The following is a 15,688-nucleotide window of genomic DNA, read 5'->3' on the forward strand; positions in this document are numbered from 1 at the left end:
AAATCATTAAGGAAATGGAAATGTTACAGCGGTTAATTCGTTAATATTGTCCAGGAAATACTGAAATCACCGAATATAGAATCTGTATGCACCTATGGTTAATTCTTATCGAATAACTCTTCCGGTTCTATCCACATTCACATCGTCAAAGGGTTTTAAATATTCATTGATGATAACTGAAAATTCTCTACGTGTTAGTGCCTTTTTCAAATCGTATTTTGAAGAAAACTTATAGTTCTTATTCCATTTCTTTTGAATTTCTGTTTTGGTTGCTTCAACCGCTTTGTTACCAACATAACAAATCATAGAAATGGTGTTTTCTAAATTAATAGGTATATTTTTATGATCGTCAAACCAGATTTGAGCTTTGTAATAATAATCTTTTATTGGTTGCTTAATTTCATCGTAACTTACTTCTTTTTCAGGATTGAAGAAAACTTTGCCGTTTTTAATATCTGCCTTTAAAATTCCAGTAATGCCAATCTTGTGTATCGCCAGCCAATTCGAATCAGTAATTTTAACATCCTCAAAAGGCATTAAAGAAAGCTTATAACTTAATAATTCGCCTTGGATTCTTTTTAGGCTAGATAAGCTTGTTTTAGTTTTATAAAATGCTGCATAAGCTGCAGTTGCACCAGCTGCCTGACCGATTTCTAAATTATCAGAATTGATGTATAAAATATTTTCCTGATTTGGGATGAGTAGATTATACAAAGAGAGAAAATCAGAAGAACCATTTATCCCGCTAATTGTTGTGCGGTATAAGTTTTCGGCATAATTTAAAGGGCTCGTTTCGGCTATTTTTAAACTTTGGACTTTAAGCGCCGAGAAAATTTTTTCTGGATTATCAGTAACAATTAAAACTTTTGCCTTGATACTTTCATCCTTTGTGAGTTTTGCCTCCCAACCATTTCCCGAGCGTTTAATTTCATAATAAGGAGCATTATTTATTACATCCAATAGTTTCGAGCTGTCAGACCAGTTTTTAATAACTGCATTTAAAACCTGATTATTCATTTCTGGCAGCGGAATACTATCCGCTAGTTTTAATGATTTTCTAGCTCTTTTTTCGAAGGCTTTAGTTACACCGGTTTGAGGGAAGTTTTTAATTTTACTGAGTTTGAAGCCATCGCTTTGCGTTAAAACCACAGCGTTTACACCTGATTCTGTGGCCTGAACTCCAGCAGCAAATGCAGCATCTGAATTGCCCAAAATCAATACATCTGTTTTAATGGTTTGCGCATAAATAAACGTTGGAATTAAGAATGCAAAAACAAAAAACAATTTCTTCATTTGTGTAATTTAAATTAATTGCAATATGCTTTAAATGAATGAATTTTTAATGAAATGAATTCATTTTAACTAAATTTATACATCAATTTACCACATAAGACATTTAGGATTTCATGTAAGCTCACAAACTTATATTTCTCACATTCCTTAAATGCTGAACGTTAATAGTTATGGAACAAGAAATAAAATCGGTTTTCGAATTACAGCAACAACATAAATTCGATTTGCGTAAAACGGATGTAAAAGCTAGAATGTCTAAACTGAAAATGCTTAAGTCCGCCTTGGAAGATTCGGAGGAAGAGATATATGCTGCGCTAGAAAAGGATTTACGCAAAAGTCGGTTTGAAACCGCTGTAACCGAGCTGTTTTTCACTTATGCCGAAATAGACCATGCAATTAAAAAACTTGCTACTTGGATGAGGCCAAAGTCAGTAAGCAAAACGATGAGTAATATTTTTGCGGATAACAAAATCTACTACGAACCGAAAGGAGTTTGTCTGATTATCGCACCATGGAACTATCCGTTCCAACTGATGATGAGCCCGCTGATTTCGGCAATTGCTGCTGGAAATTGTGTGGTGTTAAAACCATCCGAACTGAGTAATGCAACGGCAGGAGTTATCAATAAAATCATCTCGCAAACCTTCGATAAAAAGGAAATTGCCTGCTTTGAGGGTGGTGTAGACGTTTCAACCGAACTACTAAAACTCCCTTTCGACCATATATTTTTTACGGGAAGTACGGCTATTGGAAAAGTAGTAATGGCTGCGGCAGCAAAAAATCTAACTTCAGTTACCTTAGAATTAGGAGGGAAATCGCCAGCTATAATTGATAATTCAGCAGATTTAAAAAAGGCAGCTGAGAAAATTGCATGGGGCAAATTGGTTAATGCAGGTCAAACTTGTATCGCACCAGATTACGTACTAATTGATGAAAAATTAGAAATCGAATTTGTTGAATATTTTAAAACATCGACAGAAAAAATGTTCTTTAATGCGAGCGAAATCAACAAAGATGTTTTTGGAAAAATTATCAATCAAAAACAATTTCAACGATTAAATGATTTGATTATTAAATCAGTAAAAGATGGCGCAGAGATAGAATGGGGTGGGGAAACTGATGAAAAAGATCTAACCCTAAAGCCAACCATTTTAACCTCCGTAACTGCTGAAAACCCAATTATGCAGGAAGAAATTTTCGGTCCGATTTTACCAATTTTGACCTACAAAACATTGCAGCAAGCAATCGATTTTGTAAACTCAAAAGATAAGCCTTTAGCGCTTTATATTTTCTCTAATGATTCTAAAAACAAAGATAAAATCTTAAATGAAACAAGCTCTGGCGGAACTTGTGTAAACGATGTGCTGGTGCATATCAGCAACCCAAACTTACCTTTTGGCGGGGTGAATAGTAGTGGAGTAGGAAGTTGCCACGGCATTTTTGGATTTAAAAACTTCTCGCATGAAAGAGCGGTTATGTTTCAATCTAAACTTGGCATAACAAGTATGATTTATCCTCCTTATAATGATAAAATGGGTTTATTGAAGTGGCTGAAGAAACTAATGTAAAGCTTGATTTAAGGGTTTTTTGAATAAAATGAGATTCGGACGAGTAATATTACTTGTTCCTCTGTTTTTTCAGGGCAAAATCTAACATTAAAAAGCTATTTTGGTTTCATGGATTTAGAACAACTTAAATACCCAATCGGGCAGTTTGCAATGCCAGAAGTTTTTGATGAGCGCCAAGAAAAAATCTGGATTTCAGAAATTGAGTCTTTACCAAATCAAATTAAGAAAGCAACTGAACATTTAAGCGAGCAGGAGCTTAATCAAACCTATCGTCCCGATGGCTGGACCTTAAGGCAAGTTGTTCATCATATCCCGGATAGTCACATGAATGCTTATATTCGTTTTAAGCAAGCCATAACTGAAGAAATCCCAGTAATCAGACCTTATCATGAGGAACGTTGGGCAGAAACAGAAGAAGCAAAAAATGGCGATATTCAAATGTCTATTGATTTGCTTGTTGCATTGCACCAACGTTGGGTCGCATTTCTTAAAACCTTAACAATCGAAGATTATCAAAGAAAATACATCCATCCGGCACAAGGAAAAGAACTCACTTTAGCAAATATGTTGGGCATGTATGCCTGGCACGGAAAACATCATTTGACTCATATTACTAACACTTGCGGCAAAGGCTAAAATATATTCTTACATTCCTCTCTTGGTAAAAATAATCGACCATGAAAGGAATGTAAGGTCGTTAATTAATTCTATATTAAAATTAACATCGCTACGCTCATAGCAATCATTATTGCATCTTCAACAATGGTAACAGTGCTCATCGGCAGATTGAAAACCGCTCCTAAACAAGCGCACTGAATCTTCTTCTTGTTGAAAACGCTTTCTAGAACGCCCAGAATACTAATGGTCATTACAACTAAGGTTATCCAGTTTACAATAACGGGAGATAGGTTAATGGCAAAACTTAAGCCTAATCCAAGTTCGATAAAAGCATAAATGTAACCCCATGCACTAAATTTTTTGGCCACGATATCGTACATCGCATAGCTTTCAGCAAAACCTTTTAAGCTCAGCATTTTGAAGAAAGAAAAAGTGAGGAAAAATCCAGCCATGAAAATGCGCATGAAAACCATGAAATCTATAGTGTTATTTTGCCATGAAACAACCAGTGAAATTGCTGTTACATAACCAAAAATTATCAAGATTGGTTTATAGGTTTCAGCCCATGATTTTGTTTCCTCTAGCATTTCGCTCTGAGCAGTCGTAGTGATTTGATATTTGCTGTCTTTGCCGCCCAACGCATGTTGCAGCGCATCCAAGCCAATGTGCTTATCCATACTAATTGTAGCCGAATTTGAATCTTTTGAAACTTCGACAGCAGTTACATCAGGTAAAACTAAAAGGTTACTTTTTACTTTATTTTCGCAACCACTGCAAGTCATACCGGTAAGTTGATATGTATGTGTCATATTAAATAATTTATATACAAATTTACCTCATCAACAAAGGAATCGCGTTACAGAATAATCATAAAATGTTATAGAATTTTAATCGACAGCTTGTTGAGAATCGCTGCAAAAAGCATGAACAGCTACCCCACTAAAACCGAAGTCATGGTTAGCGAACCGCCCACAACTTTATCGTTAAAGAAAGTAATTTCTTCCTTATCATTTTTCAAGCCCAGAGTATAAATCAAAGGTAAATAATGTTCGGGTGTTGGGATGGCCAGCATCGCATCAGAACCTAAACTTCTGTAGTCGATTAATGGTTTATGGTCGCCATTTGCGATAAGATTTTTAAATCTATCGTTCATTTCATTAGCCCAATCGTAACCACCTCCATTAATCATTTCCCAACTCAACATTCTTAGGTTATGAACCATATTCCCGCTACCAATAACTAAAACACCTTTTTTACGTAAACTATAAATCTCTTTCGCAATTTCGTAATGTTGTTCTGGCGTTTTTGTATAATCAATACTCAACTGCAAAACAGGAATATTTGCATCAGGATACATGTGCCTAACAACTGTCCAGGTTCCGTGGTCTAAACCCCAATCGTGGTCTAAACCAACGTTAGTAGAATGAATTAATGATGGAATTTCCGCGGCTAATTTGGCATCGCCAGGTGCCGGGTATTGAACATCAAAAAGTTTCTGCGGAAAACCACCAAAATCGTGAATGGTGGATGGGAAATCCATTGACGTAACATAAGTTCCGTGCGTGTACCAATGTGCTGAAACAACCAAAACAGCTTTAGGAACTGGAATATGATTTGCCAGATCTGCCCAACTTTGGCTAAACTCATTATGCTCAATACCGTTCATTGGCGAGCCATGACCAATAAAAAGAGTAGGCATTAAATCGGTTTGAGCTAAGCCTTGAGTAAAGTTTCTGAATTGAGATAATGTTGACATTTTGATTAGATGATGTCATTCTGAGCTTGTCGAGGAATGCTTTTATCTTTCGACAAGCTCAACGTGACAGTTGTTTTATTTTGCTTGAACAAATTCCAAGTTCAATTTAATCGTAACATCTTTAGCAACACCAGCGCCAGTCGGGTCGTATTTAATGTTATAATCTAAGCGGTTAATTGTTGTGGTTGCACCAAAGCCAGCTTTTGTATTTCCTTGTTGGTCTTTTGCGGTTCCACCGTAAACAACTGAGAATTTTACATCCTTAGTCACATCGCGAATGGTTAACTTTCCGCTTAGCTCATAATCGCTTCCACTTAATTTTTTTAATGAGGTGCTTTCAAATTTCATTGTTGGAAATTTCTCTGCATTAAAGAAATCATCAGTTTTTAAGTGACCATCTCTCATGTCAACACCTGTTGTAATGCTATTTACATCAACTGTGAAATTGATTTTTGCATCTGTTAAATCTGGTTTAGCAGCGGTAACTGTACCGTCGAATTTTTTAAACGAACCATCAACGAAAGAAATTCCCATATGCTTAACTGAGAAGTTAACAAATGAATGCATTGGGTCGATTTTCCAAGTGGTTTGTGCGAAAGAAGCTACGCTGATTGACGCAGCTATCAGCAATAAGAATAATTTTTTCATAATGTTAAATTTGTTTTTAGTTGTGATGAAGCTTGCATAAGTTTCTAGAAACTTTTAATCTATAACTTCCGCAGGTTTCATAAAATTTTTACCAAAAATACGCTGATAATTAAGGTTTTAGTATTGATGTATGATAAGAAAAGGTTTGGTCGAATTCCATTTTCCATTTAACTTTTCTATTATCTAAATTTCATCCAGCGTTTTTCTTCTATCAGCAGTTTCGGTTTTGTATGCTGATGGGGTTAACCCTGTAACCTTTTTAAACTGAGTAGAAAGATGTGCAACGCTACTATAATTGAGTTGATAGGCAATTTCGCTAAGCGTTAATTCTCCATAAGTAAGCATTTCTTTTGCTTTTTCTATTTTTTGGGCAATGAAATATTTCTCAATAGTTTGATTTTCAACTTCAGAAAAGATAGCGCTGAGATGATGATATTCGGTATGGAGTTGCTCGCTTAAATAAGCAGACAGGTTAATTTTTAATGGTTCTTTCGAGTAATGAACCAAATTAATAATCGAGGTTTTCAGTTGCTCTGCAATTTGAGTTTTTTTATCTTCCAGTAATTCAAAACCAAAATGATTTAGCTTTTGCGAAATTCTGGATTTATCATCAGCAGAAATATTTTCCACTAAAGAAACTTCTCCTAATTCAACCGAAATAGGGTTAAAGCCAAGCTTTTCGAGCTCGGCTTTAACCACCATTTTGCAGCGGTTGCATACCATATTTTTGATATGCAGATTCATTATTTCGATTTTATCGTTTCAGAAACATCGCCGCAATCAAACATCATACTTCCATAATATGGATTTTCGATGTTCTCTTTTTCGTTTAACCAACTTGCTTTTGCCATTGGACAATGCTGAACGTAAACGGGTGCATTATTAAATTTGATGTTTTTTACTGTTTTAATCATTGCATAAGAAATGCCCTCGAAAGATTTTCTTTGTGCTTTGATATCTTTTCCGGCAGCTAATTCTGTGGCTTTTACTTTAATGATTTTAGCTTGTTCCATCCAAAGCATGTGTTGCGTAGCAGGCAAATCTTTATGTGGAATCGCATCAACCTTAGCTGATAAAACTTTTACTTTTTCTGCTGCCACATCTTTTTTATCAGTAGCTAAAGCATTTTTCACATCATAATAAGCCGTTAAAACTTGATTAAAAGCTGCATCGGTTTTGCTTTGTGCAAAAGTTAATTTTGTAGTTGCGATGGCAATTATAGCCACCATTATCATGATTTTTTTCATCAGTTATATTATTTTAAAACATTAAAAAAGTTAAATTCTGCCCTTAAAAGGTACATGTTTTTAGTGTAGCGGTTTGTCATATTTCCAGTTGCCTGAAAACGATAACCCAAGTCAATTCGGGTAGTGCTATTTAAAATTACCTGAATTGCAGGCGCCAAATCTAAATAAGATTGCCCCGAACTGGGGTCGGTTTTACCTAGCATTTCGAAATAGACATTGAAATTTGGTTCCTTATAATTTTTGTAAACGAAAGGCAAAACCAAATAACCCGAAGATAAACTATAAGAAAGCATATTGTTTGATCTAGGCAACCCAATAATTTGCTTCTCGTTATCTTTAAACGAATGTGCATAACCTAAAGTTGCCGATAAAGCTAGTTTATGCAAAAGTTGCGTAAAAATTAAACCGCCTTGTACGCCACTGTTATCGCCTTCTAAATTTATATCTCTGGTGTAAGTTGGTCGTTTACTCGTGCTAATTCTTCCAAAGGCTGCGGCTCTAAAATGACTTTGTGCTTCATCAATAGAAAGAAAACGATACTTTGTGTACAAACTTCCACCCTCTAATCGGTATTTCCCATCCATATCCGAAAGAAAAGCCTGCGCATGAGCCATTAGGTTTTTATTGAAACCAAACATCACTTCGGGAATAGTTCTGCTTACAAAACTAGGGTTGTTAAACATGCCTTCGTTAGTGATGCGTACACCGATTGATTTAGTTGGCATATTACTCGCTGGCTCCGTAAAAACATATAATTCCTGACTAAAAACATGATTAAAAGCGCTTGCCAAAACCAGCGCCGTAATAAATAATCTTTTCATTTTTTAAGAAAGAACTAAGTGATAAACACGGGTTTTCTTTCCGTTTATAACAGTTGTTCCGTTCGCATAAGCGTCTGAATTAACAGAAGTTGCCTGCTTTTTAAATGCAGTGCCAGAGATGAAATTTTTATCAATAACCGATGCTTTTACTGTACCATTTAGTGTTTTATTCTTTGCATTTACAAAACGATATACATTGCCTTCAACAATGGCCTGGCCTTTATCATCAACTTTAACCTGATTGAAGGTGAAATCGGCAGTTAGCCCGCCAACAGAAAAACCAGCATCCTGAACTTTCTTGCGCACCATATCTAAATTGATATCTGCACCTTTTTTGAATGTTAAAACGAAGATATTTTTGTTTAAATCTGGCTTTACCGAATTGATAAAACCTAATGTTTCTAGCGATTTTTGTGTTGCATTTGAACACATTGAACAAGTTAGACCTGTTACCTGTAAATCTGCGGTTGATATTTGTTGAGCCGAAACGTTTACAGCAAAAAGGAGCATAATAATGCTGAATAATTTTATTGTTTTCATGATTTTTTGAATTAGAACTTAAGAAAATGTCATATTAAGCCTGTATAAATGCACCACGCATTAACAGGGATATGTTATATCCTAATTCCTAAAAATACAATTGAAAACATGCAGGGCAACACGCGAGTAAAGCGGCGGAGCCTTATTTGTAATTTTGCTAAAAAAAGCTGGGGTAATGTTCGAAAGAAATTCTAAAACTGGTGGATGTAAAAAAAGCTGGATAGAAAACAACTTCGGCATTTGTATTTGTGCCTCACCTTGGTGACTATCTTTTACTTTAACCGTTACCTGCTTATTTTGGCAGCAGCCGTCATCTTTAATTTTTTCTGCAGGAATATCTTTACAGAACTTGCAAGAAACTTCATTGCTAAAAAGCTTTACGTTTTCGAGTTTACCACCACAGAAATGCAAACTTAAAGCCAAACCCATAACACTAACCGCGTAAAATACGGCCAAAGTAAGTGCTATTTTCTGTCTGAGTTTCATTATTACAAAGGTAAGGGAAAAAACAGCTAAATTGCATAACTAATATTTATTGAATTTCATTTTTTAGCTTAATTTAGCCGCAAACACTATTCAAATGAAGAAATTACTTTTATTTATATGCACTTTTTCGGTGCTTTCTGCCTTTGCTGTAAAGCCTAAAAACCAATACATCCGCATTAAAACAGAATTTGGAGAATGTATTGTAAAACTTTATAATGAAACACCTTTGCATCGTGACAATTTTCTGAAATTGACCAAGGAAAAATATTACAACGGCACTTTGTTTCACCGAGTGATTAAAGATTTTATGATTCAAGGCGGCGACCCAGATTCGAGAAGCGCGAAGCCAGATTCTTTGCTTGGTGAGGGTGGACCAAAATATACCATTCCGGCAGAATTTAGAGATAGCTTATTTCACAAAAAAGGGGTTTTGGCTGCGGCAAGAGATAATAACCCAGAGAAAGCATCCAGCGGAAGTCAGTTTTATTTAGTACAGGGCAAAGTTTTTACTGATGAACAATTAAACAGCGTTGAAGAAAAACGATTGAAATTTAAAATTCCAGAATGGCAAAGACAGGTTTATAAAACCATAGGCGGTGCGCCACATTTAGATAGAAATTATACTGTTTATGGCGAAATTGTTTTCGGCTTGGATATGGTAGATAAAATCGCGGCTTTATCAACGGATAAGAATAACCGCCCAAAACAAGACGTTAAAATGGATATTGCGATTTTGAAAAGAAGAGAGGCAAAGAAGTTAGAGAAACAGCTTGCGAATGGTTCGTTAAAAGATGAAATGATAATGAAATCTTAATGAAAATCATCTCATACAATGTTAACGGCATTCGTGCGGCAAGCACCAAAAACTTTTTTGGCTGGTTGCAAGCCACCAATGCAGATATGATTTGCTTACAGGAAGTGAAAGCTTTGCCCATACAAATTCCTGAAATTATTGCTTTAGTTGAGCAGTTAGGCTACCATCATTATTGGTTTCCGGCAGAAAAGAAAGGTTATAGTGGCGTGGCTATTTTAACCAAGATAAAACCCAATCATGTAGAATATGGCTGTGGCGAAGAGTGGATTGATAAAGAGGGAAGAATTTTAAGAGCCGATTTCGATGATTTCTCTTTAATGAGTTTATACATGCCATCAGGCTCTAGCGGAGATGAGCGCCAAGCAAAAAAGTACGATTTTATGAAATTCTTTGATGTTTATATCGGAGAACTGAGAAAGGAAATCCCGAATTTAATTGTTAGTGGAGATTATAATATTTGCCATACTGCTATTGATATTCATAACCCAAAATCAAATGCAAATTCATCGGGTTTTTTGCCAGAAGAGCGTGAATGGATGCAGCTATTTTTAGATAATGGTTTTATCGATACTTTCCGGCACTTTAATAAAGACCCACATCATTATACCTGGTGGAGTTATAGAGCCGGTTCTCGCGGCAAAAATTTAGGTTGGCGAATCGATTACCATTTAGCCACCCGAGCAATGGAAAGTCGTTTAAAAAATGTAAGAATTTTACCAGACGCAATACACTCAGACCATTGTCCGGTGCTTTTAGAGCTGAGCTAAAAATTTAATAACTTGCCTTGCTACCTAATACCAAAGAACTAACCAAATGCTAATCACAAATATAAAAGGCCTTGTTGGCTTGCATCCTAAAGATAAATTGGTTCTCCGCGGCGGCGAAATGAAAAATTTACCTGTTTTGGAAAATGCATGGCTATTGCTTGAAGACGATTTGATTAAAGATTTCGGAAAAATGAGTGAAATCCCATCTCACATCGCAAATCTGAATACTCAAATCTCCGGTACTGGTAAATACGTTTTCCCATCCTGGTGTGATAGCCATACACACATAGTGTTTGCCGCTTCGCGTGAGGAAGAATTTGCAATGAAAATTCAAGGAAAAACCTATGAAGAAATTGCAGCTGCGGGCGGAGGCATTTTAAACTCTGCAGGTAAAATGCAAAGAGCCACGGAAGAGGAACTTTATGAAAGCGCATCAATTCGCTTAAAACAAATGATTTTAAAAGGAACGGGAGCTGTTGAAATAAAAAGTGGTTATGGCTTAACCTTAGAAAGTGAAATTAAAATGCTGAGGGTTATTAAACGGTTAAAAGCCGATTTCCCAATTTCGATAAAGGCAACTTTTTTGGCTGCTCATGCTTTTCCAACCGAATATAAAAGTAATCAAAAAGGATATATCGATTTAATTATTAATGAAATGCTGCCAAAAATTGCGGCAGAAAACTTAGCAGATTACATCGATGTATTTTGTGAAAAGGGATTTTTCTCTGTTGAGCAAACTGATGAAGTTTTAAAAGCAGGCGCTAAATTTGGTTTGAAGCCAAAAATTCATGCAAATCAACTTTCTGTTTCTGGTGCGGTAGAGGTTGGTATAAAAAATAACGCCATTTCGGTCGATCATCTCGAAGAAACAAATCAGGAAACGATTCTAGCGCTAAAAAACAGCCAAACCATCGCAACTTTATTGCCATCTTGCTCGTTCTACTTAGGGATATCTTTCGCAGATGCTAAAAGCATCATAGCAGCAAATGTTGCCGTGGCTTTGGCTACAGATTATAATCCAGGTTCAACGCCTTCTGGAAACATGAATTTTGTAGTTTCATTAGGCTGTATTAAACTGAAAATGTTGCCAGAACAAGCAATAAATGCTGCAACTTTAAACGGTGCTGCCGCTATGGAAATTAGCAAAGAGTTAGGAAGTATTGCTGTTGGCAAGAAAGCTAATTTATTTATCACGAAACCAATGCCTTCAATTGCCTATTTGCCCTACAGCTTTGGCGAAACACAAATAGAGACGGTTATTTTAAACGGGAAAATTTACAATGGATAGCCTTAAAATATATTCGCAAAGCGAGATTGATAGCTTGATTATTTCTCGTGATGGAGAAACTAAACTTGGCGAAAAAGTCGATATATATAGTCACAGCGAAAGCGATTCTTCATCGAACGCGGCAATCTCATTAAATGGACTGAAAAAAAGTGATGCTAAATTCGTGCTTTTAGGTATTCCTGAAGATATTGGAGTTCGGGCAAATGCTGGTTTGGCAGGTACGTCTACAGCATGGCGGCCAGCCTTAATGGCCTTTCTTAATATTCAAAGCAATAGATTTTTAAACGGAGAGGAAATTCTCGTTTTAGGTCATTTTGAAATCGAGGAGCCCGAGGATTCGTCGATTATTGCTTTGAGAAATAAGGTTGCCGAAATTGATGATTTGGTTTATCCTGTGATTGAAATAATTGTTTCAGCTGGCAAAATCCCGATTGTAATTGGCGGTGGGCATAATAATGCATATCCGATAATTAAAGGGACATCGCTTGCAAGCAGAATAGCAATTAATGTTTTAAATATAGATGCTCATGCTGATTTACGTGAGCAGGAGGGAAGGCACAGCGGAAACGGGTTTACTTTTGCTTTAGCCGAAAATTTTATTGAAAACTATTACATGTATGGCTTGCATCAAAGCTATAATAATGAGCCAATTTTAAATCAAATAGAAAAAAAATCGAACCTGAAGGCCATATTTTTTGATGATATTTTGAAAGGTACTGATGCTGTTGAGCTATCTGAATTGGCGAGAGCAGGATTAGAAATCGATTTAGACTCCATTCAAAATGTACTTTCCAGTGCGGAAACGCCATCAGGGTTTTCGGTAAATGATATTAGGAAGTTAATTTTAACTAACAAAAGGAAATTTTCTTACTTGCATATTAGCGAGGGCGCAACGAGATTACTCGATGGAAGAGTGAGTAAACTTACCTCGAAATTAATTGCTTATTTAGTAAGCGATTTTGCTAAAGCACAGTTTTAGGTATTCATGTTGTAATTCTGAGCGCAGCGAAGAATCTATAACTGACTAATTACCGAAGAACACGTTATCAAGATGAAAGATTCTTTGTTTCATCGCTTGCGGATTCTTCTTTACATTCAAAATTACAGAATACTATAGGTTAGAAAACTACAAATGCTCAGCTTCATATTTTTCGCCAGCTTTTAACATCAATTCGATTTGCTTTAAATCATCTGCTGTTAATTCTTCTTTTTCCTGCAATTCGAATACCGCAATCATATTTTCTTCGTATTGCTTTTCTGTTTTAATAACGATTTCGGTTGCCATGATTGCTAAGCTTAAAATTTAATAATTTCTGTTGGTGTAATGCAAAAATCTAAACGGATATCGTGTTCATTCACGTCATCAATTTTTTCTATTGCAGGCGACAAAGATAAACCTATTTTTTGAGCATTTATACTTTCCAGAAATCGATCATAAAAGCCTTTACCATAGCCAACGCGATAGCCTTGCTTATCAAATGATAAAAGCGGAATTAAAACAATGTCGATCTCTCCGCTATGAATATTTCCTTTTTGTGGTTCGAGAATGTTATAAAGATTTTTCTGCAAATCATCTACTCCAATGTACTCATGATTGGTCATTAAAGCTGTTTCAAAATCAGCCTTTGGCACAATAATTTTAATTTGAGGATGATTTTTGGCTAACCATTCTATTAGTATAAAAGTATTAGGCTCTTTCTTTTCGATAATGGGCAAAAAGACATGAATGGTTTTTACCTCGTAAAAATCAAGTGATTTAAATTGATTTAAAAGCGAATTGTTAAGCTTTTTATATTCTTCATCAGTTAGCGATAATCTTTCTTTTAAAGCCCGCTTTCTTATTTCGACTTTTAACATCATTTTCAAATTTATACTTTTTATAACAAGTTATGTAAGTAATGTAATTCTTAAGAAAAGTAAGATTAAAAACCTTTCTCAGTCCTAAATGTTAACTATCCATAAACCAATAAAATGACAGCTCAAAATAAACTTTGGATTTGGATAACCAGTATTATTGGTGGATTGATTTTAATTCTTGCCTTCGGAGTGATGTTTCTCAGCGCAAGATGGAAACCGCTATTGTCAGAAAAAATTAAAGATGGTATTTATACAGGTTCAAGGCACCTGTATAAAATAGATTTCAAAAGCATTAATCTTAACATAGTAACCGGTAGTTTAGTGCTCAAAGATGTGACCTTGTTGCCCGATACGGCTGTTTTCGATAGTTTAAAGTCTCAAAAATTAGCTCCGGCACATATTTTCGAATTGAAGTTAAAGAAACTTGAAATTACCGGAGTTGGAATTCTTACGGCGTATTTTAAAAAGAAGGTAAATGTAAATGCTATCATTCTTAATAAGCCATCTATAAATATGATTTTCAATAAGGTTGAAAAATTGTCTGACACAGCGAAAGGTAATAAAACCCTTTACGAGCAGATCTCAAAAACATTTAAGTCGCTGCATATAAAATCGCTAAAAATTGTTGATGCCGATTTCGATTACATTCATAAAACTGCAATAAAAAAGACAAAACATTCTATTAAGCACCTCGATATTTCTGTTAACGATTTCCTTTTAGATTCGCTTTCTGGTAACGATACATCAAGATTTTATTACACAAAGGATATTTCTTTTCAACTTGCGGGTTATAAATCGACAACCAAAGATAAAATGTATTCAATGAAAATGGATACTGTTTCAGGTTCTGCTGCATCTAAGAAAATTACAGTTAAAGGTTTAAAATTAATACCACTTTATCCTGAACTAACTTTCGCCAGAAAGTATAAAATTCAAAAAGACAGGTATAATTTAGATTTTGATAGAATTGAATTCAATGGTGTAGATTTTATCGGGTTAAATACAGATGAAAAACTTCATGCTAAATCGCTCAGAATTGGGCAGGCAAATGTGGAAGTTTTTATGAGTCGCGAATCGCCTCCTCCACCATTAGATAAGGGACAAAACTATCCTCATTTAGCTTTAAAAAGATTAAATATTCCAATAATAATAGATACAATAAAAATTAGAAATATCAATTTAAAATATAGCGAATACAATCCTGCAAGTAAAAAAACTGGTTCGGTAGAATTTAAAAGATTAACAGGGAATATTTTAAACTTAACCAACGATACGTTGCAGTTGAAAAAGAATAATCATGCCATAGCAGATTTGAACGCACTTTTAATGGGAACGGGAAAGTTGAATGTTAAGCTAAATTTTAACTTAACAGATAAAAACGGCGCCTTCTCTTACAGTGGTAATCTTGGTAATTTTGATATGAAAGGCTTAAATTCTCTCTCTAAAAATTTAGGATTAATAGAAATTGAAAGTGGTAATATTCAAAAATTAGCTTTTAAAGCTGATGCAAATCTTCGTTCGGCGAATGGTTCTATGAGTATGCTTTATACTAATTTAAAGGTGAAATTGTTATCGGATAACATTGATGGAGAAGGAACAAAGGAAAAAGGTTTTCTCTCCTTTTTAGCTAATACTGTTTTAGTGAAAGATGACAATCCTGTAAAAGGAGAGGCGCCAAGAACAGCTAAAATGACGAATACGAGAATCAATTCTGCTTCATTTTTTAATTTGATGTGGAAAGCCGTTTTCATTGGCATTAAAGATATTGTTGGCGTTGGTGTGGTTCCGGAAAAAAACCCTGTGAAGCAGCAAAAAGTTATCGCAGAGAAAATAAAAGAACAAAAACAAGCAGACAAAAAAGAAAAAAGGGAGAAAAATTAGGAGGGCACTGAAAAAGTGGACTTAAAATAGTCTGTTTTTGCAAAGCGGATGAATGAGTGCTGAACTCTTCATCCGCTTTCTTTTTTTTACGTTATTTGATATTT

At 35.2% G+C, this 15,688-nt stretch carries 18 protein-coding genes; 7 read left to right on the plus strand and 11 right to left on the minus strand.

Annotated features, from left to right (window positions below; genetic code table 11):
* Positions 1 to 105 precede the first annotated feature (105 nt).
* The gene (locus ACFOUY_RS05695) at positions 106 to 1,293 is read right to left on the minus strand and encodes a hypothetical protein (protein WP_378959510.1); all 1,188 of its coding nucleotides are present in this window, start codon (positions 1,291 to 1,293) and stop codon (positions 106 to 108) included.
* Between the two features lie 170 nt (positions 1,294 to 1,463).
* On the opposite strand from ACFOUY_RS05695, the gene ACFOUY_RS05700 reads away from it, so the two are divergent.
* Both ACFOUY_RS05700 and ACFOUY_RS05705 read left to right on the plus strand, forming a co-directional pair.
* On the plus strand, positions 1,464 to 2,861 hold the full coding sequence (locus ACFOUY_RS05700) for an aldehyde dehydrogenase family protein (protein ID WP_378959511.1): 1,398 nt from the start codon (positions 1,464 to 1,466) through the stop codon (positions 2,859 to 2,861).
* A 108-nt stretch (positions 2,862 to 2,969) separates the two neighbouring features.
* Positions 2,970 to 3,497: a YfiT family bacillithiol transferase gene (locus ACFOUY_RS05705; RefSeq protein ID WP_378959512.1), complete on the plus strand. Its 528-nt coding sequence runs from the start codon at positions 2,970 to 2,972 to the stop codon at positions 3,495 to 3,497.
* A gap of 71 nt (positions 3,498 to 3,568) precedes the next feature.
* On the opposite strand, the gene ACFOUY_RS05710 is transcribed toward ACFOUY_RS05705, so the two are convergent.
* The 8 genes from ACFOUY_RS05710 to ACFOUY_RS05745 all read right to left on the minus strand — a co-directional run bounded on the left by ACFOUY_RS05710 (position 3,569) and on the right by ACFOUY_RS05745 (position 8,977).
* On the minus strand, positions 3,569 to 4,288 hold the full coding sequence (locus ACFOUY_RS05710) for a heavy-metal-associated domain-containing protein (RefSeq protein WP_378959513.1): 720 nt from the start codon (positions 4,286 to 4,288) through the stop codon (positions 3,569 to 3,571).
* 122 nt (positions 4,289 to 4,410) lie between these two features.
* On the minus strand, positions 4,411 to 5,235 hold the full coding sequence (gene ygiD, locus ACFOUY_RS05715; RefSeq protein WP_378959514.1) for a 4,5-DOPA-extradiol-dioxygenase: 825 nt from the start codon (positions 5,233 to 5,235) through the stop codon (positions 4,411 to 4,413).
* Positions 5,236 to 5,310: 75 nt separating this feature from the next.
* The gene (locus ACFOUY_RS05720; protein ID WP_378959515.1) at positions 5,311 to 5,883 is read right to left on the minus strand and encodes a YceI family protein; all 573 of its coding nucleotides are present in this window, start codon (positions 5,881 to 5,883) and stop codon (positions 5,311 to 5,313) included.
* 183 nt (positions 5,884 to 6,066) lie between these two features.
* Positions 6,067 to 6,627, minus strand: a complete 561-nt coding sequence (locus ACFOUY_RS05725; protein WP_378959516.1) for a helix-turn-helix domain-containing protein — start codon at positions 6,625 to 6,627, stop codon at positions 6,067 to 6,069.
* A complete protein-coding gene (locus ACFOUY_RS05730; protein WP_378959517.1) occupies positions 6,627 to 7,130 on the minus strand; it encodes a DUF3347 domain-containing protein in 504 nt (167 codons plus the stop codon). Before ACFOUY_RS05730 ends, ACFOUY_RS05725 begins: the two co-directional genes overlap by 1 nt.
* Before the next feature lie 8 nt (positions 7,131 to 7,138).
* On the minus strand, positions 7,139 to 7,951 hold the full coding sequence (locus tag ACFOUY_RS05735; protein WP_378959518.1) for a hypothetical protein: 813 nt from the start codon (positions 7,949 to 7,951) through the stop codon (positions 7,139 to 7,141).
* 3 nt (positions 7,952 to 7,954) lie between these two features.
* Positions 7,955 to 8,491 carry a heavy-metal-associated domain-containing protein gene (locus ACFOUY_RS05740; protein ID WP_378959519.1) on the minus strand — a complete coding sequence of 179 codons (537 nt, stop codon included), beginning with the start codon at positions 8,489 to 8,491 and terminating at the stop codon, positions 7,955 to 7,957.
* Positions 8,492 to 8,572: 81 nt separating this feature from the next.
* Positions 8,573 to 8,977 carry an HYC_CC_PP family protein gene (locus tag ACFOUY_RS05745; protein WP_378959520.1) on the minus strand — a complete coding sequence of 135 codons (405 nt, stop codon included), beginning with the start codon at positions 8,975 to 8,977 and terminating at the stop codon, positions 8,573 to 8,575.
* A 94-nt stretch (positions 8,978 to 9,071) separates the two neighbouring features.
* Between ACFOUY_RS05745 and ACFOUY_RS05750 the strand changes: the two genes are divergently transcribed.
* The 4 genes from ACFOUY_RS05750 to ACFOUY_RS05765 are packed head-to-tail and all read left to right on the plus strand — an operon-like array spanning position 9,072 to position 12,825.
* Positions 9,072 to 9,791 carry a peptidylprolyl isomerase gene (locus ACFOUY_RS05750; RefSeq protein ID WP_378959521.1) on the plus strand — a complete coding sequence of 240 codons (720 nt, stop codon included), beginning with the start codon at positions 9,072 to 9,074 and terminating at the stop codon, positions 9,789 to 9,791.
* On the plus strand, positions 9,791 to 10,558 hold the full coding sequence (locus ACFOUY_RS05755) for an exodeoxyribonuclease III (protein ID WP_378959522.1): 768 nt from the start codon (positions 9,791 to 9,793) through the stop codon (positions 10,556 to 10,558). Before ACFOUY_RS05750 ends, ACFOUY_RS05755 begins: the two co-directional genes overlap by 1 nt.
* 46 nt (positions 10,559 to 10,604) lie before the next feature.
* Positions 10,605 to 11,846 (plus strand): imidazolonepropionase, encoded by a 1,242-nt coding sequence (gene hutI, locus ACFOUY_RS05760; RefSeq protein ID WP_378959523.1) that lies wholly within the window; start codon positions 10,605 to 10,607, stop codon positions 11,844 to 11,846.
* Entirely contained in the window at positions 11,839 to 12,825 is a 987-nt protein-coding gene (locus ACFOUY_RS05765) for a formimidoylglutamase (RefSeq protein ID WP_378959524.1), read from the plus strand. The genes hutI and ACFOUY_RS05765 overlap by 8 nt, the downstream gene beginning before the upstream one ends.
* Positions 12,826 to 12,972: 147 nt before the next feature.
* Here the strand turns inward: ACFOUY_RS05765 and ACFOUY_RS05770 are convergent, their stop codons facing one another.
* Both ACFOUY_RS05770 and ACFOUY_RS05775 read right to left on the minus strand, forming a co-directional pair.
* Positions 12,973 to 13,131: a hypothetical protein gene (locus ACFOUY_RS05770; protein ID WP_378959525.1), complete on the minus strand. Its 159-nt coding sequence runs from the start codon at positions 13,129 to 13,131 to the stop codon at positions 12,973 to 12,975.
* 11 nt (positions 13,132 to 13,142) lie between these two features.
* A complete protein-coding gene (locus ACFOUY_RS05775) occupies positions 13,143 to 13,706 on the minus strand; it encodes a 5-formyltetrahydrofolate cyclo-ligase (RefSeq protein WP_378959526.1) in 564 nt (187 codons plus the stop codon).
* A gap of 111 nt (positions 13,707 to 13,817) precedes the next feature.
* Between ACFOUY_RS05775 and ACFOUY_RS05780 the strand changes: the two genes are divergently transcribed.
* The gene (locus tag ACFOUY_RS05780; protein ID WP_378959527.1) at positions 13,818 to 15,584 is read left to right on the plus strand and encodes an AsmA family protein; all 1,767 of its coding nucleotides are present in this window, start codon (positions 13,818 to 13,820) and stop codon (positions 15,582 to 15,584) included.
* The last annotated feature ends 104 nt before the right edge of the window (positions 15,585 to 15,688 follow it).

This window comes from Pedobacter jamesrossensis (assembly GCF_042650905.1).
Lineage (GTDB): Bacteria > Bacteroidota > Bacteroidia > Sphingobacteriales > Sphingobacteriaceae > Pedobacter > Pedobacter jamesrossensis.

What these genes read in the sequence shown, in the direction of transcription:
- ACFOUY_RS05780 (WP_378959527.1), top strand. Translation starts at nt 13,818, where the DNA reads ATGACAGCTCAAAATAAACTTTGGATTTGGATAACCAGTATTATTGGT.
- ACFOUY_RS05755 (WP_378959522.1), top strand. Translation starts at nt 9,791, where the DNA reads ATGAAAATCATCTCATACAATGTTAACGGCATTCGTGCGGCAAGCACC.
- ACFOUY_RS05750 (WP_378959521.1), top strand. Translation starts at nt 9,072, where the DNA reads ATGAAGAAATTACTTTTATTTATATGCACTTTTTCGGTGCTTTCTGCC.
- ACFOUY_RS05720 (WP_378959515.1), bottom strand. Translation starts at nt 5,883, where the DNA reads ATGAAAAAATTATTCTTATTGCTGATAGCTGCGTCAATCAGCGTAGCT.
- ACFOUY_RS05775 (WP_378959526.1), bottom strand. Translation starts at nt 13,706, where the DNA reads ATGATGTTAAAAGTCGAAATAAGAAAGCGGGCTTTAAAAGAAAGATTA.
- ACFOUY_RS05740 (WP_378959519.1), bottom strand. Translation starts at nt 8,491, where the DNA reads ATGAAAACAATAAAATTATTCAGCATTATTATGCTCCTTTTTGCTGTA.
- ACFOUY_RS05725 (WP_378959516.1), bottom strand. Translation starts at nt 6,627, where the DNA reads ATGAATCTGCATATCAAAAATATGGTATGCAACCGCTGCAAAATGGTG.
- ACFOUY_RS05710 (WP_378959513.1), bottom strand. Translation starts at nt 4,288, where the DNA reads ATGACACATACATATCAACTTACCGGTATGACTTGCAGTGGTTGCGAA.
- ACFOUY_RS05765 (WP_378959524.1), top strand. Translation starts at nt 11,839, where the DNA reads ATGGATAGCCTTAAAATATATTCGCAAAGCGAGATTGATAGCTTGATT.
- ACFOUY_RS05735 (WP_378959518.1), bottom strand. Translation starts at nt 7,951, where the DNA reads ATGAAAAGATTATTTATTACGGCGCTGGTTTTGGCAAGCGCTTTTAAT.
- ACFOUY_RS05730 (WP_378959517.1), bottom strand. Translation starts at nt 7,130, where the DNA reads ATGAAAAAAATCATGATAATGGTGGCTATAATTGCCATCGCAACTACA.
- hutI (WP_378959523.1), top strand. Translation starts at nt 10,605, where the DNA reads ATGCTAATCACAAATATAAAAGGCCTTGTTGGCTTGCATCCTAAAGAT.
- ACFOUY_RS05695 (WP_378959510.1), bottom strand. Translation starts at nt 1,293, where the DNA reads ATGAAGAAATTGTTTTTTGTTTTTGCATTCTTAATTCCAACGTTTATT.
- ACFOUY_RS05770 (WP_378959525.1), bottom strand. Translation starts at nt 13,131, where the DNA reads ATGGCAACCGAAATCGTTATTAAAACAGAAAAGCAATACGAAGAAAAT.
- ygiD (WP_378959514.1), bottom strand. Translation starts at nt 5,235, where the DNA reads ATGTCAACATTATCTCAATTCAGAAACTTTACTCAAGGCTTAGCTCAA.
- ACFOUY_RS05700 (WP_378959511.1), top strand. Translation starts at nt 1,464, where the DNA reads ATGGAACAAGAAATAAAATCGGTTTTCGAATTACAGCAACAACATAAA.
- ACFOUY_RS05705 (WP_378959512.1), top strand. Translation starts at nt 2,970, where the DNA reads ATGGATTTAGAACAACTTAAATACCCAATCGGGCAGTTTGCAATGCCA.
- ACFOUY_RS05745 (WP_378959520.1), bottom strand. Translation starts at nt 8,977, where the DNA reads ATGAAACTCAGACAGAAAATAGCACTTACTTTGGCCGTATTTTACGCG.